This is a genomic window from Telluribacter roseus (genome assembly GCF_017355915.2).
Lineage (GTDB): Bacteria > Bacteroidota > Bacteroidia > Cytophagales > Spirosomataceae > Telluribacter.
The window spans coordinates 92,144-117,897 of record NZ_JAFEUV020000001.1 but is presented as its reverse complement, the minus strand read 5'-3'; the positions used below and the strand labels follow the sequence as shown (position 1 = coordinate 117,897).

Genomic DNA, 25,754 nt, shown 5'->3' with positions numbered 1-25,754 from the left:
TGTACAAAAGTTGGAAAAGCCCTAAAAAAGATCGGAAGGTACCGGATAGGAAGCAGAAAAGCCCCCGAAGCGGAGGCCAGAACAGAAGAGTGAGGTAGTAAAACTCCTTTAGTAAATCAGGGCTGAAGTAACGACTCCCGCAAGCGCCGCAGGTAATCAGGAGTACGAAGCAGCCTGCTCCCGTACCAACTGAATAGCTCACCATCTACCAGCCGGATAGTGGCCCTGGGATAGATATCACGCAGCTCGGCTAAATGCTTTTCCTTGAACGGATAAGGCTCCGAAGACAAGAGTACTACATCGGGATTAAACTGGTCTAGTTCTCCTTCCGAGCAGGCCGGATAGCGGGTCAGATCGCCAAATACATTACTGAATCCGGCAGCTTCGAGCATGGCATGAATAAAGGTATCAGAGCCAACTACCATCCAGGGCTTACGCCAGATAAAGTAGGCTACCCGACGAGGTACTGTCTTATGCCTGGCTGGTGGCTGCTGAGCCAGTTCATCAGCAAGCTCCTGAAAACGCTCCTGCACTTTATCTGCAATCCACTGAGCAGAGGGCTCTTTGCATACTAATTCGCCCAGGCTGCGTATCATCCCAGTAGCCTCAGCCAACGTATTGACATCCGAAAGCCATACGGGGTATTCAGTCCGGAGTTGCTCAATGACCTCCTGCGTATTCTCCTCTTTATTGCCGATGATAAGTGTAGGATTCAGCTCACGGATCAGGGCTATATCGGGGTTCTTGGTACCTCCTACCTTTACCTTATCCCGCACTTTAGGCTCAGGATGTACGCAGTATTTAGTCACTCCTACGACCTGCTCATTAAGCCCCAGATCAAAGAGAAGCTCAGTTTGAGAGGGTACCAGCGACACTATCCGTTGGGGAAGGGTAGTGATTTCAATCGTAAAGCCAGTCTGATCGGTATAGTGAGCCATGGCGGACAGGATGGTTTCGGTAAAGATAACGAAAACCACTAGTAAGCCATTTACTTTCAAAGAAGCATCGCCTCTACCTCACGCCAGTTGTTCACACGGGTATAGCCTTGCAAATCGAGGTTGTGACTGGCTGAGAACAGCAAAGGATGCCCTTCGAAGTATTTCAGATTCTTTTCGTGATCATCGATCAGGTAATCCGCTTTTATCATATACTTATGCCCACAAAAGACAATGAAGCGCCAGTCAATGAACGGGAAATGCTGGTTCATCCATTCCAGCTTTTCCTTCATGGATAGCGGGAACTCCATAGCTGCCGATACGATGAAAACCTCGTAACGATGGGTGAGCCTCTCTACTACCTCCTGAGCATCGGGCAGTACCTGCATACCCGCAAAGAACCCCTCGTTCCTTATCCAGGTGCGGATCAGGGGCTGATGCTCCGGGAAGGCATGCTCCCAACTCAGATTTGGCGTATCCAAACTTGCCGACAGATCAACACTCAGGTGGTTTATGGCATACTCCCTGAATCGCCCGTTGGCATCGGCCAGTACGTCATCCATATCAATGGCAATGCGTTGTTTTTTCATGATGTTTCGTTTTTTAAATTAGTTTACGCAAATATACCGAAACAAAACGCATCTATTTAAGATATTTGTATTAAATTTGCTTAACAAAAACGCACAATACCGCACAAATGCTAAGAGAAGAACGTCTGGAATATATTCGGCAGAAACTTGCCAGGCAGCAAAGGGTATCCTCTCAGCTCCTGAGTGAGGAGCTTCAGGTATCAGACGATACCATTCGACGTGATCTGAATGAACTGGCGCAGGCAGGGCAGCTTCGAAAAGTACACGGTGGCGCGGTACCTCTCATACCCAAAGCCCCGGCGCCCCATAATCTTAATGAACGGATCGCCTATGCCCGTAGTGAGAAAGAAGTCATAGCCACGAAGGCCCTGCAACTTTTTGAAAACGGGCAGACAATCATCCTGGATAATGGCTCTACCAATATGATCATTGCAGGAATGCTCCCTGTCGACCTGCAGGCGACCATTTTTACCAATAGCCTTCCCATAGCCCAGATACTCTGCTCCTATCATAGGCTGGAGGTAATACTGGTGGGGGGGGTAGTGCTCAAATCGGCTCAGGTAGCCATCGGGGCCGGTACGGTGGAGATATTTCGCCTAATTCAGGCAGATCTTTGCATAGTCGGTGTCTGCAGTATTCATTCCGAGCTGGGAGTAACAACGCCTAATTATGAAGAATGCCTCGTAAAACAGACGATGGTCGGAGCCTCCAAACGGGTGGTAGCCACTGCCTGGAAAGACAAGTTTGACACGGCCGAAACCTGTCGGGTTTGTGATTATGATGAACTGGATTTGCTGATTACTGATTCATCACTGGACCAGGAGCGATTAAGTTCGTACCAGGCACTAGGCGTAGAAATCTGGTAAATGTCAGATCGATTAGCCGATTCCTGAGGTCCTAAGGTAATTTATACTTCCAGGACAAAAAAAAGATTCCACAGCTTAGGCTGTGGAATCCTAAATAAGTCAAAGTACATCTACTACCTACTTGATATAGCGGTAGTCCTCATCTCCTTTCAGCGTCAGGAGCGTCTCGTACATCAGTTTGATCACATTCTGTACATCATCTTTGTGCACGGTTTCTACGGTAGTATGCATGTACTTGAGCGGCAACGATATCAGCGCCGAGGCTACCCCTTCGGTAGCGTAGGCAAATGAGTCGGTATCAGTACCGGTTGAGCGGCTTACCGCCTGGCGCTGGAATGGAATCTGTTTTTCCTCGGCTACCCGGATAAGCATTTCGCGTACGTTGTTCTGTACCGCAGGCCCGTAGCAGATTACGGGTCCGTTACCACACTTCAGATCTCCCTGCTCCTTCTTGTTGTACATCGGCGACTGCGTATCGTGCGTTACGTCGGTACAGATGGCCAGGTCAGGACGGAGACGACGCACGATCATCTCGGCACCGCGGAGGCCGATCTCTTCCTGTACGGCATTCACCACGTACAGCGTGTAAGGCAGCTGCACATTATTCTCTTTGAGCATACGGGCCACCTCTGCTATCATATACCCACCGATGCGGTTGTCGAGCGCACGACCTACGTAGTAGCGATTGTTCATTTCGGTAAGGCCATCGGCAAAGGTCACTACCGTACCCACGTGGATACCCATCTCGAGTACTTCGTCTTTTTTGGTAGCTCCCACATCGATGAACAGGTCATGTACTTTGGGCACCTGGTCTTTGCTGATATCACGTACGTGAATAGCCGGCCAGCCAAATACACCCGGTACTACTCCCTTAGCTGTATGCAGGTTTACCCGCATGGAAGGAGCAATAGCCGCGTCGGAACCACCGTTACGGCGTACATGGATATAACCATCTTCACTGATGTAGTTCACAAACCACGATATCTCGTCGGAGTGTGCCTCAATCACTACCTTGTACGGCTGGCCGGGGTTGATTACGCCCACGGCGGTACCGTATACATCTATGATTTGTTCGTCAATGTATGGCTTGAGGTAGTCCAGCCATATCTGCTGCCCCGTCACTTCAAAACCGGTCGGGGAGGCATTATTAAGGTACTTATAAAGAAATTCTCTGCTTTGATCACTCATAGGTTCTATTCACTTTTACTGGTTTGGGTTGGATTGCAAGTTATTAAAATAGGCTTGATTTGAAAAAGAGCTCTTATTACCGTGGCCCCTCTGCTTCTTCTACCACCTTTTCATAACTACTTCGCATCCGAAAAAATGTTTCCGGCCTCGGGCTGCAGTACCAGCTCACGCGCCCAGGCCAGCAGCTCCGCCTTCTCGTCCAGGGTCAGGTCCAGAGGTAGCTGAGCCAGCCCGATCAATCGGCGAATAACCTCCGCTCCGCAAAAACCATGAAACAGTGCCGGATCAAAGTACTCCGGGCGCTGGTACATGTCCAGAGCCATTCGGATGGTCGTATCGGGAGTACGGGCCATCATCAGGTGCGCTACCAGCACGCCCAGGTCAAACTCCGCCCGCCCCAGGTACGCAAACTCAGGATCGATTACTCTTGGTCCGCCTGCTGTTTTCAGCCAGCTGCCCGGATAGTAGTCCCCGTGGATGAGGGTAGTACCGGTTGACAGATATACCTGCCCCAGTTCTTCGACTCTTAGTTTCAGCTCCTCATCCTGCTTATAGGCAACGGCTATCTCCGCCAGGCCCTCCTGCACGGTATTCAGATCCAGCCCATTGTCCGGGAGGTAGGGGTACCTGAATATATGTTCGTGGTTCAGCTTTTTGAGCGACTGATTTGCCGGAAACTGATCTGGGGCTGGCTCCATAGCGTGCAGGCCCGAAAGAAACCGCAGCAGGTCTACAAGGTCGGCGGGGGTAACAGGCTCAGCGGAGCGATAGATCTCGGTATAGTCAGAGGCAATGCCCAGGTCCTGCATCATCAGGATAAAACTCCCACCGTCAAAGCCAAGCAGAACCGGTACAAACGGCCGTAACTCCGGTACCCGGGTCACCAGCCGGTAAAACTGCGCCTCTACCTCCACCCGCTCCACCGGAGCGCCTATCTGCGGGTACTTCTCCACCCAGGGGCGCGCCTGCTTTATGATGAATGTCTGAGCTTCGGTCTTTACCCGCAGTACATAGTTCATATTGCCTTCGCCGGGCTTGCTCACCGATAGTACCGTCTCGTAGGGCTCTATCCAGCCCCGGTCCTGCAGAAAGTACGTCAGTTCGTCGGGCTGATCTTTATCCAGGAAAAAGGCAACAGGGTACTGCTGACGAAAGCGCGCTTTTTTATCGGACATTGATAGTTAACTTTGTGATTTGAAAAGATTGGACTACATAGGTACGTAATTTGCCAGTACGGCCGACAGACAATCCACTACCCAGTGCGCTACAATAAAAGGAAATAGCCTTCGGGTTCGCAGGTATAGTGGCAATATAACCAGGGCTACCGGCAGGGAGGAGAAAAAGCGGTATAACATAAAGTCAACATCGTACCTCAGTGGCAAAGCTACATGCTGAAGAGCAAAGAAAAATGCTACCAGTGCACCAGCCAACCAGGTATTCCGGGTCAGTACCTGCAGCCGGGGAAAGGCATAACCGAAATAGGTAAGCTCTTCGGTGACACCCCAGATAATAGGCCAGACCAGGATACTGTATAAGGCTCCTGCTGTGGGTAACTGACCCAGCGGATTAGGGGCAGGACCACCGAAGATCAGGTAACCGGCTATGCCACCTCCCACCAGACCTACTACCAGAAGCACAAGTAAATACCCAAAGCCTTCCCGGACCTCTTTCCACAGCCTCTCCCGGTCAAAGTTTACCAGATCAATAAGCCGAAGCCTTTCGGGCCGGATAAACCTCAGAATAAGCGCCAGGCAGCCCAGATCAATAAGAGTTCCATACACCGTAAACCACTGACCAGCCTGCTCGAAACCATTTTCCTCAGCAGAATAGAAAAGTTGCCATACTGCCCATTGTAGTAAGGCAGCCAGAACAAACCGGACCGGCAGGATCAGGAAGGGTCCCCAACGATAAAATGCGCCTCTATTGAGGCGCACTTCAATAGCTTCTTTGCCATTGGGATTATTATCAGAAGTGCTCTTATGAGGCACTCCGGTATGTTCGGCTGTGCTGGTAGCAGTGGCCATTGGCTACTAGTAGTATAAAGGATTAGAGTGGAATGTTACCGTGTTTCTTACGGGGCAGGGATGCGGCTTTATTCTCCAGCATCTTGAAGGCCCGGATGAGCTTCTCGCGGGTTTGCTCCGGATATATCACCTCATCAATATACCCCCGGTGCGCCGCCCGGAACGGGTTCGCAAACTTATCGGTATACTCCTGAATCTTCTCCTGCAGCTTGGCCTGTGGGTCCTCCGCCTGGGCAATTTCTCGTTTGAATATAATCTCGGCGGCTCCGCTGGCTCCCATTACGGCAATCTCGGCCGAAGGCCAGGCGTAGTTCATGTCCGCTCCGATGTGCTTGGAGTTCATCACGTCGTAGGCACCACCGTAGGCTTTGCGGGTAATGACCGTCACGCGAGGTACGGTAGCTTCGCAGAAGGCGTAGAGTAGCTTGGCGCCGTTGGTGATAATGGCGTTCCATTCCTGATCGGTACCGGGCAGGAAGCCTGGTACGTCTTCCAGTACCAGCAGCGGGATGTTGAAGCTATCGCAGAAGCGGACAAAGCGGGCGGCCTTCTGGCTGGCATTGATATCCAGTACCCCCGCCAGTACCGCCGGCTGATTAGCCACGATACCAATGCTACGTCCCGCCAGTCGGGCGAAGCCCACTACTATATTCTCAGCAAAGTACTTATGTACCTCAAAAAAGCTCCCCTCGTCCGTCAGTTCCTCAATAATCTCCCGCATGTCGTAGGGCTGATTCGCATTGTCAGGAACGATGGTATTCAGGCCGGGACGTTTCTCATCGCCCGATTCGTAGGGCAGCATGGGGGGCTCGTCCTCGCAGTTCTGAGGGATGTAGCTCAGCAGCTGCTTGAGGTACTCAATGCACTGCACTTCATTGGCGGCTACAAAGTGCGTGACTCCTGACTTGGTAGCGTGAGTCATGGCACCGCCGAGCTCTTCAGAGGTCACGTCCTCGTGCGTCACCGTCTTGACCACGTTAGGGCCCGTTACAAACATATAGCTGGTCTGCTCCACCATCATGATAAAATCCGTAATGGCGGGAGAATACACGGCTCCACCGGCACAAGGGCCCATAATGGCCGATATCTGAGGAATAACCCCGGAGGCCAGGGTATTGCGGTAGAAAATATCCGCATAGCCCGCCAGCGAGAGTACCCCCTCCTGGATTCGGGCCCCACCCGAGTCGTTCAGGCCAATGATGGGGGCTCCGTTTTTCATGGCCAGATCCATCATTTTACAGATCTTTTCGGCGTGGGTTTCGGAGAGCGATCCTCCAAAAACGGTAAAGTCCTGCGCAAACACATACACCAGCCTCCCTCCGACAGTACCGTATCCGGTCACTACGCCATCGCCCAGGTAGTGCTCCTTGTCCAGCCCGAAGTCTTTGGAGCGGTGCATCACAAACTTACCAATCTCTTCAAAGGAGCCTTCGTCCAGAAGCAGTTCCAGACGCTCCCTGGCGGTCAGCTTGCCTTTCTTATGCTGCGATTCAATGCGCTCTTTGCCACCACCCAGCAGGGCTTCGGCATTTTTTCTATTCAGAATATCCGTTTTACGCGTAGTACCAGTCGTTGATTCCATGTAATCCAAACGTTATGTCTATTTTTGTTACCTTGAGGCGTATAAATATACAGTCTATTTTACGTAATCAAGAAATTTTTGCATGAAGCCCATAGTCCGGTACCTGAAAGCCACTGTCATAACCACTGCTCTTCTGCTGGGGCTGGCGGCCGGGGTACAGGCTCAACCCACCGGTGGACGTACCGGACTCTCTTTCCTGCAGCTCCCCACCCAGGGCCGTAGCTCCGCCCTGGGCAGCTACCACTTGACGCTACCGGGCTCTGACCCTTTGCTCTTTATGCACAACCCGGCCCTGCTGGATAGCAGCTCGCATCAGCAGCTGTCCCTGAGCCTGATGCCCCACCTGGCCGATACCCGCTTTGTCAACCTCGCCTACGCCCACTCCCTCCCCCGGACCGGCGGAACCTGGGCCGCCGGAGTACAGTACTTTCACTACGGCACCATGACCCAGACCGACCCGACGGGTACCCCTACGGGCGAGTTCAGAGCAGCTGACTATGCCGTGACCGTAGGCTATGGGCACACCCGGGGCAACATTACACTGGGTGGGTCGCTGAAATGGCTGGGATCGGGCATTGAGAGCTATCAACTGTGGGGACTCGCTCTGGACTGGGGGGCGGTATTCAGGCATCCGGATCATGACCTTACAGCAGGGTTTGTAGTCAAGAATATGGGTTTTGTGCGACAGAATTACGGTGGAGGTGCTCCTCCCCCCCTCCCTTTTGACGTGCGAGCCGGAGTTACCTTCAAGCCAACCTACATGCCGCTCCGCTTTTCGGTAACGGCACACCATCTGTATCGCTTTGACATGGTTTATAATGATCCGGCTCTTTTCTACTCCTTTGATGCCAATGGCAACCGGGTACCCCGCCGGGTAGCTATTCCCGAAAAGCTCCTGCGCCACCTCTCAGCCGGGGCCGAGATCCTGATTCACCCCCGGTTCAGACTCATGGTAGGCTATGATCACCTGCGCCGTCAGGAACTACACCTGCAGAATGCGGGCGGACTGGCCGGTGTAACGTTCGGGGCGTGGCTGCGGGTGAGCCGGTTTGGCATCAGCTACGGGCGTGCCCAGTACGTTCCCGGACTTGGAACTAATACCCTATCTTTCAATATAGATTTGAAAAAAGAATAAATAACCAAACGCGGAAGGTACTTTTGGCGTTTCTAAACAATAGGCAGGTATTTAGAGATATACCTAGGAGACTAGCACCCTTTGTAACCCAAAGTTTCATTACTGCCACTTTGCTACTAATAGTACTACTACAAACCAGATATGACCGAACACTTAGATCAACTAACCCCTAGACAAATCGTTTCTGAACTTGATCAATACATTATAGGCCAGCATGACGCCAAGCGCAATGTAGCCATAGCACTCAGAAACCGCTGGCGTCGGATGAATAGCCCGAGTGATATACAGCGCGAAATCGTGCCCAATAATATACTGATGATTGGGGCTACGGGGGTAGGTAAAACCGAAATAGCCCGCCGACTGGCCAAGATTGCCGATGCTCCCTTTATTAAAGTAGAAGCTTCCAAATTTACCGAAGTAGGGTACGTAGGCCGTGACGTAGAAAGCATGGTGCGTGACCTGGTAGAGCAGGCCGTGAGCATGGTTAAAGCCCAGAAGAAGGAAGAAGTTAAAATAAAAGCTGAGCAGATCGTTGAAGACATCATTCTGGACACACTGATTCCTCCCATGCATTCACCTAATAATGTGGGCGTAGGCTTCGAGAGCATGAATGATAAAAACCGGGATCGTATCCCCGACGACGACCACGAACTGAACCAGCGTACCCGCGAGCGCTTCCGTGAGAAGATCCGGAACGGCGAGCTCGACAGCCGCAAGATCGAAATCGAAGTACAGCAGAATCAGTCGCCTAATATAGGTATGATCGGTGGCGCGGTGGACGACGTATCCATGATGAACATCCAGGAGATGATCGGCAACATGATGCCCCGCCGCGGCAAAAAACGCCGGGTAACGGTAGAGGAAGCCAAAAAACTACTCCTTGAAGAAGAAGCCTCCAAGCTCATCGACATGGATGAAGTAAAGGAAGAGGCGATCCAGAAGGCCGAAAACCTCGGAATCATATTTATTGATGAGATTGATAAGGTAGCCGCCAACCGCTCGGGAGGCAGTGGTCCGGACGTAAGCCGTGAGGGCGTACAGCGTGACCTTCTCCCCATTGTGGAAGGTAGCGCTGTCAATACCAAGTATGGCGTGATCAATACCGATCATATCCTGTTTATCGCGGCCGGTGCCTTCCACGTAGCCAAGCCGTCGGATCTGATACCAGAGCTGCAGGGTCGTTTTCCGATCCGGGTGGAGCTGCAGAGCCTGACGCAGGACGATTTTTACCAGATCCTGAAAGCACCCAAAAACGCGCTGACCAAGCAGTACGAAGCTATGATGCGCGCCGAGCAGGTAGATCTGCACTTTCAGGATGAAGCCCTGCGCGAAATCGCCCGCATCGCGTTTGAAGTGAATAGTGAGGTAGAAAACATCGGAGCCCGTCGCCTGCAGACGGTCATGAGTACCCTGCTCAACGACTTCATGTTTGATGTACCCGATGTGATCGGTGCTAACGCCCACCTGGTGGTTACGCAGGAGATGGTCAAAGAGAAGCTCTCTTCGCTTTCCCAGAACCGCGACCTCAGCCAGTATATCTTATAAGATCGATTCATATCATAAAGGTACTAATAAAGAAAGCCCCGCAGAAGCGGGGCTTTATTTATTAAGTAGATCAGTATTTACTATTCGAAGTACAACCACTCGAGGGCTTTGGGAAATTGTTCAGCCCAGCGCTCACGGTCATCGCCTTCTTTGTCCATTGTAAGCGTCACCTGTACGTGCTTGTAGCCGTATCCCTGCTGTACCAGTGTATCGCTGAGGCGCTTTACAGAGGGTACCTCTTCTTCTTCACCTTCCTCTCCGGCGTACAGATATACCCGGGTCGGATACGGCTCAAAGAAATGGAAGGCATCATAGAATATCTTTTCGGATACCCACAGCGAGGGCGAAAATATCATTAAACGGCCAAAAATATCAGGGTACATGACACCAGCGTAGGCGCTCAGCAAACCACCCATCGCGCTACCACCAATACCGGTATTCTTGCGGTCGGAGAGGGTACGATACAGGGAGTCGATCTTCGGCTTGAGGGTATTCATCAGGAACCGTAGGAGCATAGTTCCCTGCCCTTTTCCCAGACCAGGATTATCATAGGGCGAAAACTCATGTACCTGCTCCGAATCCAGGTTATCGATCGTTACTATGATGATATCTCCCTTGCCACGAGAGGCCAGCTCCTTCATCTTACGCTCAACCGTCGAGACACTCTGTGTCAGATCTTCTCCAAACAGGTTATGCGCATCGCTGATGTACATAACAGGATAGCGACGGTTGGTATCGGCAAAGTAGTTGTAAGGCAGAATCACCCGGATACGGCGACGTGCCTGAGGCTTGGAACCGGCAAAATCATCGGCCAGTACTTCTACAATCGGACTGTAATCGGTAGGGGTTACGGCTTTATTAGCTCCCCAACGAGGCACAAAGTCCTGCAGCCATCCCTTTTTCTTATCGGTAACCCGGTTAACGGACGGATTTCCATTCGTATCCAGCTCCACCTGATCCCAGCTACCACGGGTATACTTATACTCGACTACAGATGGTAAAACCTCCTCTTTTGCAAAATGAAATATATAACGTCCCGCAGCGACTCTCTGCATCATAAACTTCTCATCCCCAGGAGCCCAGTTACAAAAATTACCGGTTATATATACAGGACGGTCATCTACAATAGGGGTAGTCAGCTCAAGACTTAGCGTATCAAGCAGTGTATTACATTTAGTACTCATAGCATTACTCTCTCTCACAGATAGGGTATAATTATATAATTATAACGTCGCAGGAAGATTTTTACGTTCCAAATCCAAAAAAATGAAGGAATAATCATGTCTTTCATCGGCAGAGTGAAACTCACGATACGTTTCATTCCATTGCTCCGGATTTGGTATGGTAAAAAAGGTGTCTCCCTCGATGTGGGTAAGTACCTGGGTCAGGTAGATTCGACCAGCCAGTGCCATGGCCTGATTGAAGATCTCTCCTCCTCCAATGACGAACACTTCTTCTTTACTCAAAGATCTTGCCAATTTCAGCGCATCATCGAGCGAATGTACCACTTCTACCCCTTCGGCCTGATAATCCCTGCTGCGGGTGAGAATAATAGTCGTGCGGCCGGGTAGTGGCTTCCCGATCGAATCATAGGTTTTGCGGCCCATGATCATCGGGCTTCCCATGGTCAGGCGCTTAAACCGTTTCAGGTCGTCGGGTAGTCGCCAGGGCAACTGATTATCAGTACCTATTACCCCATTTTCTGACACCGCCACTATAAAAGAAACAATCATTAACCTCTAAATTAAAATGTATAACATCAAAGCCATCAACAGACAGGTATTGGCTTGCTAATCAGCTGAACTTCATACCCCGCAGCAGCTCTTCGGTACTCATGCGCCGCTTGCCCTCCAGCTGTAGCTCGTCTATAGACAACCATCCATCAGCAGCCCGCATATACAGGTACTTCTTATTATCAGTATAGTACTCTCCCGGTTGCCCATTCGTACTATCATGTTCAGCTCGGCTAACAGAAAATATTTTACAGAAGCTTCCGTTCAGGGAGGTCCAGGCGGCGGGATAAGGGGCCAGTCCCCGCACAAAGTTTCTGATTTCACCAGTCGTACGGTTCCAGTCTATCTCACAGGTTTCTTTGAATATCTTGGGAGCGGCTTTGAGCTCAGCCCCCTCAGGCTGCGGCTCCTGGGGGTAGTTGCCCTCGGCAATAGCCTCTACGGTACGCACAACAAGCTCCGCCCCTTTGTGCATCAGGCGCTCGTACAGGGTACCGGCGGTATCGTCGGGTGAGATGGCCTCTTTCTCCTGAAATATAATCTTGCCCGTATCAATCTCTTTCTCTAAAAAGAAGGTAGTTACTCCTGTTTCGGTTTCGCCGTTGATGATGGCCCAATTGATCGGTGCGGCTCCCCGGTACTGGGGCAGCAGCGAGGCGTGCAGGTTGAAAGTACCCCGCGGAGGCATGGCCCACACTACCTCGGGGAGCATCCGGAAGGCCACCACGATCTGCAGGTCGGCCCGCAACTCCCGCAGTTGCTCCAGGAACGCCGGATCTTTCAGCTTCTCGGGCTGAAGTACCGCAATACCCTGTTCGACGGCATATTGTTTTACGGGAGAAGGAGTCAGTTTGAGGCCCCGACCTGAGGGTCGGTCAGGCGCAGTAATAACCGCTACTACATGATGATTATGTTCCACCAGAGCCCGCAGACTAGGCACTGCAAAATCGGGTGTACCCATGAAAATGATTCGTAGGGGTGCTGCCATGGTAATACGTCATTTAATAAATTGTACTTGTTAGGATTCACAAATATTGCTATTTTTGTCATCCTTACTGGGACTATGAAGCAAATTTTCCGATACGGCAACCGAACCAAAGAGCCTTGACAGGCGCACCTACGAGGTACAATTACTCTTGTAGAACGGTCGGCAGCCGTTCTTTTTTGTTTTTTTAGTCCCCCTGAAATCTAAACCAACAAGAAATTATAAAAGAATATCTGACCCATGGGAAAAATTTCTTACTACACGGAGGAAGGTCTTAATAAGTTGAAAGCTGAGCTCAACGACATGAAGACCAAAGGTCGCTCCGAAATAGCCCGGCAAATAGCCGAAGCCCGTGATAAGGGTGACTTGAGCGAGAATGCGGAGTACGATGCCGCCAAGGATGCTCAGGGTATGCTCGAAATGAAGATCGCCAAGCTGGAAGAAATCCTGTCCAACGCCCGGGTGATTGATGAGTCTTCTATTGACACTTCACAGGTAGCCGTGCTTTCAACGGTGAAGATAAAGAACCGTCGCAACGGAGCCGAGATCAGCTACACCCTGGTATCCGAAGAAGAAGCCGACCTGAAGCTGGGTAAGATATCGGTGGGCTCTCCCATTGGCAAAGGCCTCCTGGGTAAGAAAGTAGGCGAAGTAGCCACGATACAGGTACCCGCCGGCATGATGGAGTTTGAGGTACTTGATATTACCCGATAAACCCTTACTAAAAGCCTTACAAGCATAGAGGCCGGCACCATGTGCCGGCCTCTTCTAGTATAAAGTGGACCCGTACGGCTTATTTGATTCGGAACTGCTTGTCATCAATTCCCTTGTTGATCTTGATTGACTGGGTCTCCATAACCATTTCAAACTGGCCTGACTTCTGACTACGCTTAAAGGGGTACTTGATTCCATTGACCTCTTTATAGTCCTCATACGTGATCGCTACGTCTGACTTGCCCCGTGGAGTTTCTACGGTAGCCGTACGTCTCACTTTCAATCCAGAGCTTACATCAAAGTAATCCTGCCAGGTACGTCCGCCGGCCGTGTACTCTACCTTATAAGCATCCCTGCCATCTACGGATTCTTTGCCCACCAGCTTTTTCTCTACGCCCAGTGAGTCGTAATACAGCTCCGGAAAGGGGTGGTTCTGCAGGTACTCCTGAAAGGCCTCCTTTCCTTCTTTTACCTGCTCCTGACCCCGCATGTTACGCAAAAGTTTGTTACCATCATACACGGTACCACCCATCTCGTTGCCCATCACATAGCTGGCCTGCCTGAACTTGTTGGGCATCTTGTACTTGGCCTCCATTTCCATGGTTCGTCCCTGCATGTCGGCCGTAGCAGTGGTCGTAATATCCTGAATAGCCTTAAGCCTGGTACGTCCTCCGATGGCTGTAAGGTACTTCTCAACTACCTCATTGGCATTGGCCGGTTCCTGGGCCAGGGCAGGTACTCCCGTTAGGCAGAGGAGTACGCTCATCACATAAACAAGGTGTTTCATATCAGCTTGGGGTTTGGTGGTATGGAAGCAGAGGTAGTATTGACTATCAGACGCAGTACTTAATCTGGGATCATCCATACAAAGAGATACAATAGCTACCTTTACTGATACGGGGAGTGCCCATTTCCAGATTACAAACCGGGCAGGTACATGTCCGCTATATGAGGGGACTGGCCCGGAAATAACAGGACGTGGTATAGAATTATAACTTTAGCCGACAGATGTTAGCTGTTAGGTACAACTAAGACACAATCCGCGAGATGAAGTTACGAGGTTTTATACTGCACATACCTTTTCTTTGGGTAGAAGGCATGGCTCTTTTTCCGCTCATTCTGGTAAGACGCCGAAAATGTACTCCTACACTGATCAACCATGAGCGGATTCACCTTCGGCAGCAACTGGAGATGCTCATTATTCCTTTCTATATCTGGTATGTACTCGAGTATCTCATTCTGCTGTTATATTTCCGCAACCACCACCTCGCCTACCGATTTATATCTTTTGAGCGGGAAGCCTTCACAAACGAGCGAAGACCAGACTACCTCCGCAAGCGGCCTTTCTGGGCGTTCCTAAGGTATATTTTCTGACCCCTCCTCGTGGCGCTGCCGGTAGCTCACTACCGCCACCATCATCACCAGCGACGTAAGTATGACGGTTAGCATTAGGATACCGTCTCTGAAACCCACTACCAGGTACTGCGGGGGAATACTTAGGAACAACAGTACCGTCACCAGCCCCCGGGGAGCTACGTACAGTATGGGCTTGAGGTCGCCTTTCAGCGTGGCTTTGAGGGAGATGTAACGGGTACCTATGATGGACAGGAGCAGCAGGATACTGACAATCCAGGCGTCGATGTCGGCCAGCTCGGAGATGTTGGTCGCGTATCCAAATATCAGGAAGAAGAATGTGCGGATGACAAAGGCGCTCTCGGCCGTCAGGTGCTTGAACTGCTGCAGTTCATGCTCAAAAAGATCATTCTTAAGGTAATCTTTCAGCCGCCCCCGCACAAACAGCTCGGTATTATTAATGAAAAGTCCGAATACCAGTATGGCCAGCAGGGACGACAGGTGGTACATTTTCCCGACCGCGTATACGATAAACAACGCAGAAATGATGGGGAGGTACTTGACGTGGTGCGTAATACGGCTAATCAGGTACAGCAGTACAAAACAGCATATAACCGAAATAACAATCACCAGTACTGTACTGTAAACAAACTGCAGCGCCGTATCCCAGCCCGATCCGGACGGTATTACCAGGATATTGAACAGCATAAGCCCCAGTATATCCGACAGCGACGACTCATACACCACAAATTCACGCCGCATGGTGTCGAGCCCTCTCACGCTCGGAATAGCTACTGCACTACTGATCACCGCAAAGGGCGTAGCCGTTACCATGGCATTATAAAAACTATCCCCCAGCAGGATGTAGAATATACCGGCTATGGCAAACATACACAGCAGTATCCCCAGTAGTGCAGCCGCCAGCGTACGCAGTATAAACTTGTGCTTACCGCCGCTCAGCTCCAGATCAAGCCCTCCCTCGAGTACAATCAGGATCAGCCCCAGGGTACCCAGGGTAGGAAGTATCACGTTGACATAGGGAATGGCCACTCCCAGGTAGTCGGTTGCCTGCCGGATGGCCACACCGGTAGCCAGAAGTAATACTACGGAGGGTAATTTGGTACGACTGCTCACCAGGTCAAATCCGTACGAAATCAGTACGGAGCTACTCAGCATTATAATCAGTAAAGAAGTATCCATTCGTGGGGTGGGGGTTGTCCAGTAACTACAATAATACAAAATTATACCGGACAGGTACCTTTATAATAACCGGGAGGCTTACCTACCAGCCCATCGGCGGGTTGTAGATGTACCCGCGGTTGTTGAATCTGAAGGCCAGCATGAGCTCGTGGCTACCAGTAGTGGCGAGCCGCACCATCGAGTAAGGGTACTCATAGGCATAGCCTACACTGAGCAGGTCGGATAGCGCCAGGCCCAGCTGCGCGCCCAGGCTCTCGCCCTGCCGGTACTGTACCCCCGCCCACAGGCGATCGGTGTACTGGAGCCGGAGTTGGGCATCAAAAGATACCGGAGCGGGTCCGGCAGCCTTGATCCATACCTGCGGTAGCACCGCCACCTCATCCCCCACCTCTATCCGATAGGAAGTAGTCAGGTAGTAATGGGGTACTATCCGGTTAGCTACCGATCCGGAGGAGGTTGCATAATCAAGTCTGGGAGCATTGGGGGCAAGTACCGAAGCTCCAGCCATGAAATTCTGGCGACGAATGAGCATACCGGCCGACACCAGCGGCCGTACCCGCGAAACATTGCCGGCGGGTAGCAGTGGATCCGGAGTCGTGGTCTGAATACGATCGAAACGAAGGGTGTACTGGAGAGCTCCCAGCCCCAGCCCGGCCGACAACAGCCACTGATTGCCCAGGCTTACATGAGCGGCTCCGGTAGCCAGAGCCATATGGCGAGAGGTAGGTCCGGCCTGATCGCTCAGGAACTGCACGCCAGCGCCCCAGCGCCAGGTACCGGCAGGTGGTGACAGGTTGTAGCTGGCCTGATTATGCGCGTACCGGGGTGAATGTACTCCGTGAATAGCTTTTTGACTGTACCCTACGGGCAGGTGTGCCGTCATGGACGCAGTTGAAGGGGCATCGTCAAGTCCGAGCCACTGGCGGCGGTAGCTTAGGCGAACATCGGTGAAGTCATTGACGCCAGAAAAAGCCGGGTTGACCAGAAACGGGTTCAACGAAAACAAACTACTCTGTGGTAGCTGCTGCGCCTGTACCTCTATACCTATCAGAAGAAGCAACAACAGTATCCGCGAGTGTCCTATTTTCATCCTAAATATATTTTCAGTTACTATACCCTAAGCTTCGCAAGCAATAACCAAGCCATTTTAGCTCGCCGCCATCCAACAAAAAAGGGACCCTTATCGGGTCCCCTTCTTTATTTAGGCTCTCTTTTGCCCTTAGGCTTATTATTGTTTTTGCGTCGTCTCTTGTTGCCATACGTACCTCTCCACAACTTTCCTTTTCTGCTTTTCTTATCACCTTTTCCCATAGTAGTTAACTTGTTTTATAGGTTATAGATATGTTTGCCTAACAAAAATAGAATGCCAGTAGCAGGTTGTCAACAGGGACCGTACGTTTCAAAAACTATTTTTTTACGGCTATGATAATTCCCGTCGCCCAGTGCTGCTTGGTAACCCATACATCAGGGTGCGCGTCCAGGGTAGCTACCAATCGATGGGCTTTTTCCTGGTGCCCTTCCGGCCAGTTAGGCTGGGGCAGCATATCATCAATTATATACATACCTCCTTTTTTCAGCATCGAAAGTGCCTCATCCAGCATCAGGTACTTGCCATGCCAGGTGTCCGCAAAGATATAATCGTACTTGCTCTCCCCGTTGGCGGCCAGCCATTCTCCTCCATCCGCACATACCAGCTCCAGACGCGGGTCAGCCCCCAGGTAGGTAGTAGCTACCTGTAGTACTCCCTCATCATTATCCACCGATACCAGATGCGACTCCTGATCCATGCCGTCGAGGATCCAGGAGGTAGATAAGCCGGTACCCGTCCCCAGTTCAAGAAAACTACCTCCGGGTTTGGCACTGGCGAGGGTACGTAGCAGTGAACAGGTTTGGATATCTGAAGCCATCGTGAAGCCGGACTCCCGGGTTGCCTGGTCGATCTGGTGGTAATACTGGGGCTGGGACTGTTGTACTGACTCATTCATAGTAATACATCTGGTTTTAAGATTTCGGCTAAATATAGAAAGACTTCGGCGGGATTTTACTGCTACTCCTGTACTGCGAAGTACATTCTGATTCAATAGTTTCTACACGGGGACATATATTGACCGTTGGTCTAAAACCGTTCACTAAGTCATTAACTAGTCGCTAGTAATCCAGCGTTTATTTTCTTTAATTGCTAAGACAACATACCCCGAAAACCGATGAAACCTATTTACAATGTTCTCTTTGCGGCTGTCTCCATGACCATGGTGCTGGCCTGCTCCGAAAATCAGTTCGAAAACGAGGCGACCCTGCCCGATAAATCCGTTTCGGCCCGGCTGAGCGGCCAGGGTAACGACGACAAATGTGCTACCATGAAAGTACTTGAGGAAAAGATCAAGGAAAATCCGGGACTGGCCAAAAAGCTGGAAGCCATCGAAGCGCAGACGCAGCGGTTCGCTTCCAACCAGAAGAACGGAGCCGGTACCGGCAAGCCCGGTGGCGGTACCGGTGGCGACGGCGGCACGTCTACGCCTTACACGGGTACGGTCACTATTCCTGTATACATACACGTGATCTATAACACCAGTGTGCAAAATATCAGCGATGCACAGATTCAATCACAGATTAATGTACTGAATGCTGATTTTAACAAGACCAACAGTGATATCAGCAAAACGCCCAGCGAATTCAGTGGGACTACGTCTAGCCTGGATATCCAATTTACGTGGAATACAGCAAATACCGTACGGAAGGCTTCGTCCAAAACATCATGGGGCACGCGTGACGACATGAAGTACTCCCGCAAGGGAGGCTCCGATGCTGTACCCGGCTATCTTAACATCTGGGTGTGTAACATCGGAGGAGGTATCCTGGGCTACGCGCAGTTTCCGGGTGGCTCAGCCAGTACAGACGGCGTAGTCATTGGCCCCAACTACTTTGGAAAAAGCGAAACTGGCAAGAGCTACTATCTGTCGGCCCCTTACGATCTGGGACGTACTGCCACGCATGAGGTAGGCCACTGGCTGAACCTGCGCCACATATGGGGTGACGGTGGTTGCGGTGTAGATGACTACGTAGCCGATACTCCGATGTCCGACAGCCCCAACTATGGTTGCCCGTCGTACCCGACCATTAAATGCAGCACCAGCAACATGACCATGAACTACATGGACTACACCAATGATGCCTGCATGTACATGTTTACATCCGGCCAGAAGACCCGGACCCGCGCGCTGTTTGCCTCCGACGGTGCCCGCCGAAATTTTGTAACAGTTACACCATAATAAATACCCTACCGGCCCCTCCGCAAGGAGGGGCTTTTTCTAATTATGATGGATTTAACTCACCTTCTTATCAGCCTGGTACTTATGACAGGTCTTTCGCCGGTAGCCTGTACCCAGGAGACGGATGTCAGGAGCATACAGCTGACCGAACGAACGCGTGGTACCTACCGAAGTATACACGTAACACCTGCCCATACGGTAGTAGTGGTGAATGAAGATACCAGCAGGACTACTACCCCCACCCAGACCTGGCAAGCGCTGACGAAGCAGGTACAGGGATTACCGGTGAAAAAACTAGCTGAATTTAGCTCAGGAGGTACCCGGCACCAGGTAGATGCCGCCCTGCAGAGCCAGCTGGTTGTTGAAACTGCCGGTGGTACCTTCTCTTCACCTTCTTTTGATCACAACCGCCCGCCAAGCGAACTCACCGGGCTGCAAAAGGCCTTGTATGCCTTAGTACCGGCCGGTATGAAAGATAGGTTTTAATAAGGTTCAGGCGGGTAGCAGGTCCCGGAAGTAGAAACCAGTATCGTAGTTGGCCGGAGTACTAACGCCACAGTTGTCATCATCGGACTGAGATACGGGCTGGTAGTTGCGGTACACTACTTCGCCCAACTTGAACGGCACGGGCTGCTTGAAGATAGGTCCGTCAAAAACGAAGGTATGGTACTCGCCGTTTTCGCCGCAGGGGTCTACACCGGCCGGTAAGCTATTCAGGAAATCCTGATCCAGTAGTCGTCCGGCATACGAAGCGTCCAGGTACTTCTCATTAATACATACGATCACTGCCTTGTAGCCTTCGTTGATAAAGGTCTGCAGGAGCTCGCGGGTATTACGCCCCCAGATCGGAAACACCGCCTGCATCGGTACCTGCGCCAGTTGTTCTTCGCGGTATGCTCGCAGATCTTCCAGAAAGATATCTCCGTAGACAGAGTAATCAATCCCCCTGCTCTTTAGCTCTGCCAGCCTCTCCCCTACTACCTGGTTGTATACCTCCATGGAGGGCATCTCGGGCAGGAGCAGCTTCCGGAGCGGTAGCCCTATACTACTGGCCTGGGCTTCGAGCAGCTCGGTACGTACGCCATGCATACTTACCCGATCGTAATGTTCATTGACCGACGTAAGCAGGCACTCGACCGAATACTGCTTTTCGTTCAGGACCTGGTGGAGAGCCAGAGCCGAATCCTTTCCTCCACTCCAGTTAAAAACGGCACTTTTCATAAACTTATAAGTACTAGTACGCCCCAAGGTAAACAGGAATGTCTACAATAGCTACCAGGTACGGGCGTTTCCCGGCATCAGGTAGTAGATGGCTCCGACTTTTGCCGGGTAACCGCTGCCGCCTGCTGCAGGGCATTTTTCAGCTCATCGAGTAGGATGGGCTTCGAAACGTACAGGTCCATGCCGGCTTTCAGGCACATCTCCCGGTCGCCCTGGAGGGCATTGGCCGTCATGGCTATGATCACCGGCTGCTTCTCAAAGTTTTGCCGGATGAGCTGGGTAGCCTCCAGTCCGTCCATCTCGGGCATCTGTATATCCATCAGGATTACCTCATAGTACCGTTTTTTCAGCATCTCCAGTACCTCCAGTCCGTTTTGGGCCAGATCCGACTCATAGCCAAGCTTTTTCAGGATATGAATAGCCAACCTCTGATTAAAGAGGTTGTCTTCGGCGATAAGTATACTGAGCGGATGCTGCTTGGCGAATGAATCTGACAGTACAAGAGCCGGTGGCTGCGGGGTCGGCGTCAACGGGTCGGCGTCCTGCGACCTTAGCACCATCTGTACCATCTTACTGAGTTGCTGCTGCTTGACCGGCTTGGTCATAATAGCCGCAAACAAGTCCGGGTAGGATTTGCGGGATTCGTCCCCAATGGAGCTCAGCAGAATAATCGGAAGCTGGGGCTGTTGACCCTTGATGGCACGCGCCAGCTCCACGCCGTCCATACCGGGCATCTGCATATCGCTTATGACCAGCTGGAACGGGGAGGATACCGCGAGCAGATCCAGCGCCTCCTGCCCCGAAGAGGCCAGCACGGGCACCAGCTTCCACTGCTCCAGTTGCGACCTCAGGATGGTAAGGTTGGTCTGGTTGTCATCAACCACCAGTACCCGCTTGCCTTCGTTGCCGTTGGTATTGAATACTATGTACTGGCGCTTGGTTTCGTTAGCAGCGGTGCAGTGAATATTGAAGAAGAAGGTGGTACCCTTGCCCTCCTCACTGGCTACCGCTATCTCACCTCCCATCAGATTGACCAGACGCTCGCTGATAGCCAGCCCCAGGCCGGTACCTCCGTATTTACGGGTAGTTGAAGAGTCTACCTGCGAGAACGCCTTGAACAGGCGGTGGAGCTTATCCTCAGGAATACCTATACCTGTATCGCGCACCTGGAAGGCCAGATCCAGCTCCCGGGCGTTGGTGAGGCTACGCAGTTCTACTCCTACGAATATTTCGCCCTTTGGGGTAAACTTGATGGCATTCCCGACGAGGTTGATCAGGATCTGGCGGAGGCGCAGGCTATCGCCAACGATATGAACCGGTACCTTGGAATCGATCTGATACACCAGGTCCAGCCCCAGCTGGGCCGCCTTGGTGGCAAAAAGATCAAGTACCTCTTCTATACAGATGCGCAGGTCCATCTCCTGCTCATCCAGCTCCATATTACCCGACTCGATCTTGGAGAAGTCAAGGATGTCGTTGATGACGCCCATCAGGTTCACACCGCACTGCTTGATGGTATCGGCAAACTCGCGCTGCTCGGTGGTCAGGGTTGTTTCCTGCAGCAGCGAGGTCATACCCAGTACCCCATTCATAGGCGTACGGATCTCGTGGCTCATCGTAGCCAGGAACACGCTCTTGGCTCTATTGGCGCGCTCGGCCTCCTCCCGCGCCTGCTGCTCATACTTTCGCTGGACGTCCAGCTCATTGTTGAGTATCCGCAGGTGGGTAGCTTGTGCCTGTAGCTCCTCCTTCTGTCGCATCACTTCGGTAGTACGTTCCCTCACCTGGCGCTCCAGCTGTAGCTTCTGCGCTCTGACAGCATTCATCCGGAGTTGATAATACGCAACCGCACCTCCTATAATAAGGAGAACCAGCAACGTCCTGAACCACCAGGTCTGCCAGAACGGAGGAGTGATAGTGATCTTAAGAGAAGCTCCCGTAGGATTCCATACTCCGTCGTTATTAGACGCTTTTACCCGTAATGTGTACTCACCGGGGTCCAGATTGGTGTAGGTAACCATACGCTTTCCACCTACATGGTTCCAGCGCTCGTCGAAGCCTTCCAGCTTGTAGGCGTACTGGTTTTTCTCCGACTGGCTGTAATTGAGGGCGGCAAATTCAAGTGAAAATACCGATTGTTGATACGAAAGGGTAATTCCTTTGGCTTCGGTAATGTGCTGCTCCAGTACACCTTCTTCACCGACACTGACGGATTTATTGAATATAGTAAGATCGGTGAAATAGACAGGAGGTACAAATTGATTATCCTTCAGACTATCGGGGTGGAAGCTGTTCAGGCCATTCAGCCCGCCAAAGTATATTTCACCCCGCTTATTCCTGAAGCTGGCATTACGATTAAATGAGTTGCCCTGAAGTCCATCACTGATGCCATAGTTGCGGAAAGATCTGGAGCTGGGGTCAAACCGGGAAACTCCCTTGTTGGTACTTATCCACAAGATACCGTGAGCATCCTCCTGAATGGCCTGTATAACGTGGTTGGGAAGTCCCTCCTTCTCGCTGAAGATGGTACAGGTACCCGTCTTGGGGTCAAAGAGGTTCAGGTCGTCGTAGGTACCCAGCCACAGGCGCCCCTTTGAATCTTCAAAAATGGTATTGACCAGGTTATTGCTCAGGCTGGTAGGTACCCTGTCATCGTGGTGGTAGGTCGTAAAGTTATCACTCCCGGGACGGTATAGATTAAGTCCACCTCCCTCAGTACCAATCCACAGGTTTCCTTTTCGGTCAACGGCCAAAGCCAGAATCACATTCCGACTGAGAGTCCCACGTTTTTTGGAGTCATGCTTATAGGAAGTTACGGCCTTACTTTTCTTATTATAGCGTATCAGGCCATCGCCGGAGGTGGCCAGCCACAGATTCCCGCTTTGGTCCTCAACGATCTGGTGCACACTGACCTGCTTTTCGCTTCCCAGATCTATGTTATGAAACTGACCATTCTGTACCAGATTGAGGCCGCCCTTGTAGTTTCCGGCCCAGATGTTTTTGTCCTTATCTTCATAGATGTGCAGAACATAGTTGCTCCCAATGCTGGTAGGGCTGGTACTATGCAGGTAGTGGGTAAATTTCCCGGTTGTCTTGTTATAGATATTCAGTCCGCCCCCGTCGGTACCAATCCAGAGCTGCTCCCTGCTGTCTTCAAAAACCGTAAGAACATTGTTGTTAGTAAGGCTATTCGGGTTGTTCTTGTTGTGTACGTACTTTTTGAACTTCTGGGGCTCACGATCCATAAAGTTGACCCCGCCGCTGTAGGTCCCGACCCACATATTCCCTCTTCTGTCCAGGTATAATGAGTAAATAGATCCATTGTTAAGGCTACCCACAACTTTTTCGTCGTAGGGATGGTGGGATAAGGTTTTCAGGTCTTTGTGCAGCACGCTGATCCCGCCGTTGCGGGTACCTACCCACAGGTTACCGTCCTTATCTTCCTGCAGCGCAATGACATCGTTATGACTGATGCTGTTGGGGTTGGACTTGTTGTGCTGATAGCGCACAAAGGTACCCTGCTCCCGGTTCATCAGGTTGAGGCCTCCCCCTTCGGTAGCTACCCAAAACCTCCCCTTTGAATCTTCATAGAGATCTGTGATATCATTGAAACTGATGGACTGGGCATCGGCCGGATTATGCTCGTAGTGCACGAAGCTTTTCTTCGACGGATCAAACCGTTTGAGTCCTCCACCATACGTAGCGATCCATATCCGGCCCTTTGCATCTATATGTAAATTATTCACATACTTGTAGCTCTGGCTGCGCGGATCCTTCGCATCATTACCGAATTGGGTAAAAGTGCGGGACTGGGGATTGAACAGGTTAAGACCTCCTCCAAACGTACCTATCCAGAGCCGCCCCTGCTTATCCTGTGTAATAGCCGTTACCTTATTGTGGCTCAGGCTCGACTTATCACCCGGCTTGTTCTTGAACTGTGTGAAGCTGTCAGTAGTCCGGTCATACAGATTGAGCCCTCCATCTTCAGTACCTATCCAGATTCGCCCCTCCCGGTCTTCGAACAGTGCCCGGATAAAGCTGTGGCTCAGGCTACGCGACTGGTAAGGCACATTGCGATAGACCCTGAACGTGTAGCCATCAAACTGATTGAGTCCATCCTGGGTACCAAACCACATAAACCCGCGGCTGTCCTGTAGGATACAGGTGACATTGCTCTGGGATAGACCATCATTGGTAGTGAAGTACTTGAAGGGAACAGGAGAATCCTGAGCGGTAGCCAGACTACCGCTCAGCAATAGGACAAGATAAAGAATGAAGTGTGCTTTCATCAAGTTAGATAGAGGTAGCTTTGAGCAAAGTCAAATATTTTCTCTGCATAATTCTATTTTCATAGAACTCCTAACTTCATGCAAATATCATGCTGATTTTTCAGCCTCATCAGCCAGCCAGTAACATATTCATTATGAAAGCAGTAAGGCCACTTTTAGTAACTACAAGACACTAAAAAATCGGCTACGTACATTGGATAGTACGTAGCCGATTAATGCTCAGCTATGTTGAGAGTGGTTACTCTTTCAGGCTTTTCAGATAAGCAATGGTCTGGGGTACCTGCTGGGTCTGGATAGGGCTTTCGTCTTCGATGAAGTAGTGCTCTACACCGGCTTTCTTAGCCGCTTTGAGTATGGCCGGAATATCAATCTGACCGGTACCCAGTGCCACATCGTTAGTGATAGGCGTACCTCCTGAGAAGTCACCCTTCACCCCTTTTTTCAGGTCCTTGAGGTGCATGAGTTTGTAGCGATTGCCGTACTTATTCAGCAGCTTTACCGGATCAGCACCCGGGTGTACCGCCCACAGTATATCCAGCTCGAGGGATACGTACTCAGGGTTGGTATTCTCGACGATGTAGTCATAGAGAGTACCATTGCCGTAGGGTTTGAACTCGTAGCCGTGGTTGTGAAAAGCAAAGGTCAGGCCATTTTCTTTCAGGATCTTACCAACGCGGTTGAAGTCCTCAACGGCCTTCTTGGCATTCTCGATGTTGAAGTTGTTTCTTTCGTGAGGAATCCAGGCTACCATCACGTACTTAGATCCCAGGGCTTTGGCTTTCTGGACCACACTCATAGGATCCTTTACAATCTGCTCGTACCCGGCTCCAGTGCCCGGTATGCTTATACCACGATCATTAGCCAGCTTACGGAACTGCTCCTCGGTGTAGCCCTTAGGCGCTCCGGCTTCCAGTTCGGTAATGCCCAGCGCCTTGATCGAATCAAGAGTGGCCTCCACGCCGTGTGGCCAACTGAATCGGTAAGTATAGGCCTGAGCTCCTAATGGGGCCGTATAAAGAGGTTTTTTAGATTTCTGGGCCTGCGCCTGGTTGTAGCCTCCTGCCATTAGCAGAGCCATACCCAGTGCCAACATTACTTTTTTCATATACGTACTTTATAAAAGGT

Annotated in this window: 24 protein-coding genes; 7 read left to right on the top strand and 17 right to left on the bottom strand. The window is 51.2% G+C overall.

Translation table 11 applies throughout. From position 1 onward, the window contains the following. Nucleotides 1-116 precede the first annotated feature (116 nt). The gene (locus JTN23_RS00510; protein WP_247231451.1) at nucleotides 117-977 is read right to left on the bottom strand and encodes an ABC transporter substrate-binding protein; all 861 of its coding nucleotides are present in this window, start codon (nucleotides 975-977) and stop codon (nucleotides 117-119) included. A 17-nt stretch (nucleotides 978-994) separates the two neighbouring features. After that, nucleotides 995-1,525: a 5' nucleotidase, NT5C type gene (locus JTN23_RS00505; protein WP_247231449.1), complete on the bottom strand. Its 531-nt coding sequence runs from the start codon at nucleotides 1,523-1,525 to the stop codon at nucleotides 995-997. 107 nt (nucleotides 1,526-1,632) lie between these two features. Between JTN23_RS00505 and JTN23_RS00500 the strand changes: the two genes are divergently transcribed. Next, nucleotides 1,633-2,391 (top strand): DeoR/GlpR family DNA-binding transcription regulator, encoded by a 759-nt coding sequence (locus JTN23_RS00500; protein ID WP_247231447.1) that lies wholly within the window; start codon nucleotides 1,633-1,635, stop codon nucleotides 2,389-2,391. Nucleotides 2,392-2,508: 117 nt separating this feature from the next. Here the strand turns inward: JTN23_RS00500 and JTN23_RS00495 are convergent, their stop codons facing one another. The 4 genes from JTN23_RS00495 to JTN23_RS00480 all read right to left on the bottom strand — a co-directional run bounded on the left by JTN23_RS00495 (nucleotide 2,509) and on the right by JTN23_RS00480 (nucleotide 7,185). Next, nucleotides 2,509-3,579, bottom strand: coding sequence for a M42 family metallopeptidase (locus JTN23_RS00495; RefSeq protein ID WP_247231445.1), 1,071 nt, complete (start codon nucleotides 3,577-3,579; stop codon nucleotides 2,509-2,511). A 116-nt stretch (nucleotides 3,580-3,695) separates the two neighbouring features. Continuing rightward, the gene (locus JTN23_RS00490; protein WP_247231443.1) at nucleotides 3,696-4,754 is read right to left on the bottom strand and encodes a phosphotransferase; all 1,059 of its coding nucleotides are present in this window, start codon (nucleotides 4,752-4,754) and stop codon (nucleotides 3,696-3,698) included. Between the two features lie 33 nt (nucleotides 4,755-4,787). Next, a complete protein-coding gene (locus JTN23_RS00485; protein WP_247231441.1) occupies nucleotides 4,788-5,603 on the bottom strand; it encodes a CPBP family intramembrane glutamic endopeptidase in 816 nt (271 codons plus the stop codon). Nucleotides 5,604-5,625: 22 nt separating this feature from the next. Continuing rightward, nucleotides 5,626-7,185, bottom strand: a complete 1,560-nt coding sequence (locus JTN23_RS00480; protein WP_247231439.1) for an acyl-CoA carboxylase subunit beta — start codon at nucleotides 7,183-7,185, stop codon at nucleotides 5,626-5,628. Nucleotides 7,186-7,267: 82 nt separating this feature from the next. On the opposite strand from JTN23_RS00480, the gene porQ reads away from it, so the two are divergent. Beyond that, on the top strand, nucleotides 7,268-8,320 hold the full coding sequence (gene porQ, locus JTN23_RS00475; RefSeq protein ID WP_247231437.1) for a type IX secretion system protein PorQ: 1,053 nt from the start codon (nucleotides 7,268-7,270) through the stop codon (nucleotides 8,318-8,320). A 141-nt stretch (nucleotides 8,321-8,461) separates the two neighbouring features. After that, the gene (hslU, locus tag JTN23_RS00470; protein WP_247231435.1) at nucleotides 8,462-9,865 is read left to right on the top strand and encodes an ATP-dependent protease ATPase subunit HslU; all 1,404 of its coding nucleotides are present in this window, start codon (nucleotides 8,462-8,464) and stop codon (nucleotides 9,863-9,865) included. Nucleotides 9,866-9,945: 80 nt separating this feature from the next. On the opposite strand, the gene JTN23_RS00465 is transcribed toward hslU, so the two are convergent. The 3 genes from JTN23_RS00465 to fmt all read right to left on the bottom strand — a co-directional run bounded on the left by JTN23_RS00465 (nucleotide 9,946) and on the right by fmt (nucleotide 12,586). After that, nucleotides 9,946-11,049: an alpha/beta hydrolase-fold protein gene (locus JTN23_RS00465; protein ID WP_247231433.1), complete on the bottom strand. Its 1,104-nt coding sequence runs from the start codon at nucleotides 11,047-11,049 to the stop codon at nucleotides 9,946-9,948. A 39-nt stretch (nucleotides 11,050-11,088) separates the two neighbouring features. Further along, entirely contained in the window at nucleotides 11,089-11,598 is a 510-nt protein-coding gene (locus JTN23_RS00460; protein ID WP_247231431.1) for a dihydrofolate reductase, read from the bottom strand. A gap of 61 nt (nucleotides 11,599-11,659) precedes the next feature. Further along, the gene (gene fmt, locus JTN23_RS00455; RefSeq protein WP_262918379.1) at nucleotides 11,660-12,586 is read right to left on the bottom strand and encodes a methionyl-tRNA formyltransferase; all 927 of its coding nucleotides are present in this window, start codon (nucleotides 12,584-12,586) and stop codon (nucleotides 11,660-11,662) included. A 237-nt stretch (nucleotides 12,587-12,823) separates the two neighbouring features. On the opposite strand from fmt, the gene greA reads away from it, so the two are divergent. After that, a complete protein-coding gene (gene greA / locus JTN23_RS00450; protein ID WP_247231430.1) occupies nucleotides 12,824-13,297 on the top strand; it encodes a transcription elongation factor GreA in 474 nt (157 codons plus the stop codon). Nucleotides 13,298-13,376: 79 nt separating this feature from the next. Here the strand turns inward: greA and JTN23_RS00445 are convergent, their stop codons facing one another. Then, a complete protein-coding gene (locus tag JTN23_RS00445) occupies nucleotides 13,377-14,084 on the bottom strand; it encodes a LolA-like protein (protein ID WP_247231428.1) in 708 nt (235 codons plus the stop codon). A gap of 260 nt (nucleotides 14,085-14,344) precedes the next feature. Between JTN23_RS00445 and JTN23_RS00440 the strand changes: the two genes are divergently transcribed. Then, complete coding sequence (locus tag JTN23_RS00440; protein WP_247231426.1) at nucleotides 14,345-14,671, top strand: hypothetical protein; 327 nt, start codon at nucleotides 14,345-14,347, stop codon at nucleotides 14,669-14,671. Here the strand turns inward: JTN23_RS00440 and JTN23_RS00435 are convergent. The 4 genes from JTN23_RS00435 to JTN23_RS00420 form a co-directional block, all read right to left on the bottom strand. Beyond that, nucleotides 14,654-15,850, bottom strand: coding sequence for a cation:proton antiporter (locus JTN23_RS00435; protein ID WP_247231424.1), 1,197 nt, complete (start codon nucleotides 15,848-15,850; stop codon nucleotides 14,654-14,656). The two genes, JTN23_RS00440 and JTN23_RS00435, sit on opposite strands and share 18 nt — an antisense overlap. A gap of 82 nt (nucleotides 15,851-15,932) precedes the next feature. Beyond that, entirely contained in the window at nucleotides 15,933-16,940 is a 1,008-nt protein-coding gene (locus JTN23_RS00430) for a PorP/SprF family type IX secretion system membrane protein (protein ID WP_247231421.1), read from the bottom strand. Nucleotides 16,941-17,047: 107 nt separating this feature from the next. Continuing rightward, entirely contained in the window at nucleotides 17,048-17,161 is a 114-nt protein-coding gene (locus JTN23_RS00425) for a 30S ribosomal protein THX (RefSeq protein ID WP_247231419.1), read from the bottom strand. Between the two features lie 95 nt (nucleotides 17,162-17,256). Then, the gene (locus JTN23_RS00420; RefSeq protein WP_247231417.1) at nucleotides 17,257-17,835 is read right to left on the bottom strand and encodes an O-methyltransferase; all 579 of its coding nucleotides are present in this window, start codon (nucleotides 17,833-17,835) and stop codon (nucleotides 17,257-17,259) included. Between the two features lie 219 nt (nucleotides 17,836-18,054). On the opposite strand from JTN23_RS00420, the gene JTN23_RS00415 reads away from it, so the two are divergent. After that, complete coding sequence (locus tag JTN23_RS00415) at nucleotides 18,055-19,119, top strand: zinc metalloprotease (protein ID WP_247231415.1); 1,065 nt, start codon at nucleotides 18,055-18,057, stop codon at nucleotides 19,117-19,119. A gap of 45 nt (nucleotides 19,120-19,164) precedes the next feature. Beyond that, nucleotides 19,165-19,605, top strand: coding sequence for a hypothetical protein (locus tag JTN23_RS00410; RefSeq protein WP_247231413.1), 441 nt, complete (start codon nucleotides 19,165-19,167; stop codon nucleotides 19,603-19,605). 6 nt (nucleotides 19,606-19,611) lie between these two features. On the opposite strand, the gene JTN23_RS00405 is transcribed toward JTN23_RS00410, so the two are convergent. From JTN23_RS00405 to JTN23_RS00395, 3 genes are all read right to left on the bottom strand, one after another. Next, entirely contained in the window at nucleotides 19,612-20,340 is a 729-nt protein-coding gene (locus JTN23_RS00405) for a Dph6-related ATP pyrophosphatase (RefSeq protein ID WP_247231411.1), read from the bottom strand. Between the two features lie 77 nt (nucleotides 20,341-20,417). After that, nucleotides 20,418-24,629 (bottom strand): hybrid sensor histidine kinase/response regulator, encoded by a 4,212-nt coding sequence (locus JTN23_RS00400; RefSeq protein ID WP_247231410.1) that lies wholly within the window; start codon nucleotides 24,627-24,629, stop codon nucleotides 20,418-20,420. A 238-nt stretch (nucleotides 24,630-24,867) separates the two neighbouring features. Continuing rightward, nucleotides 24,868-25,734: a sugar phosphate isomerase/epimerase family protein gene (locus tag JTN23_RS00395; RefSeq protein WP_247231407.1), complete on the bottom strand. Its 867-nt coding sequence runs from the start codon at nucleotides 25,732-25,734 to the stop codon at nucleotides 24,868-24,870. Nucleotides 25,735-25,754 lie beyond the last annotated feature (20 nt).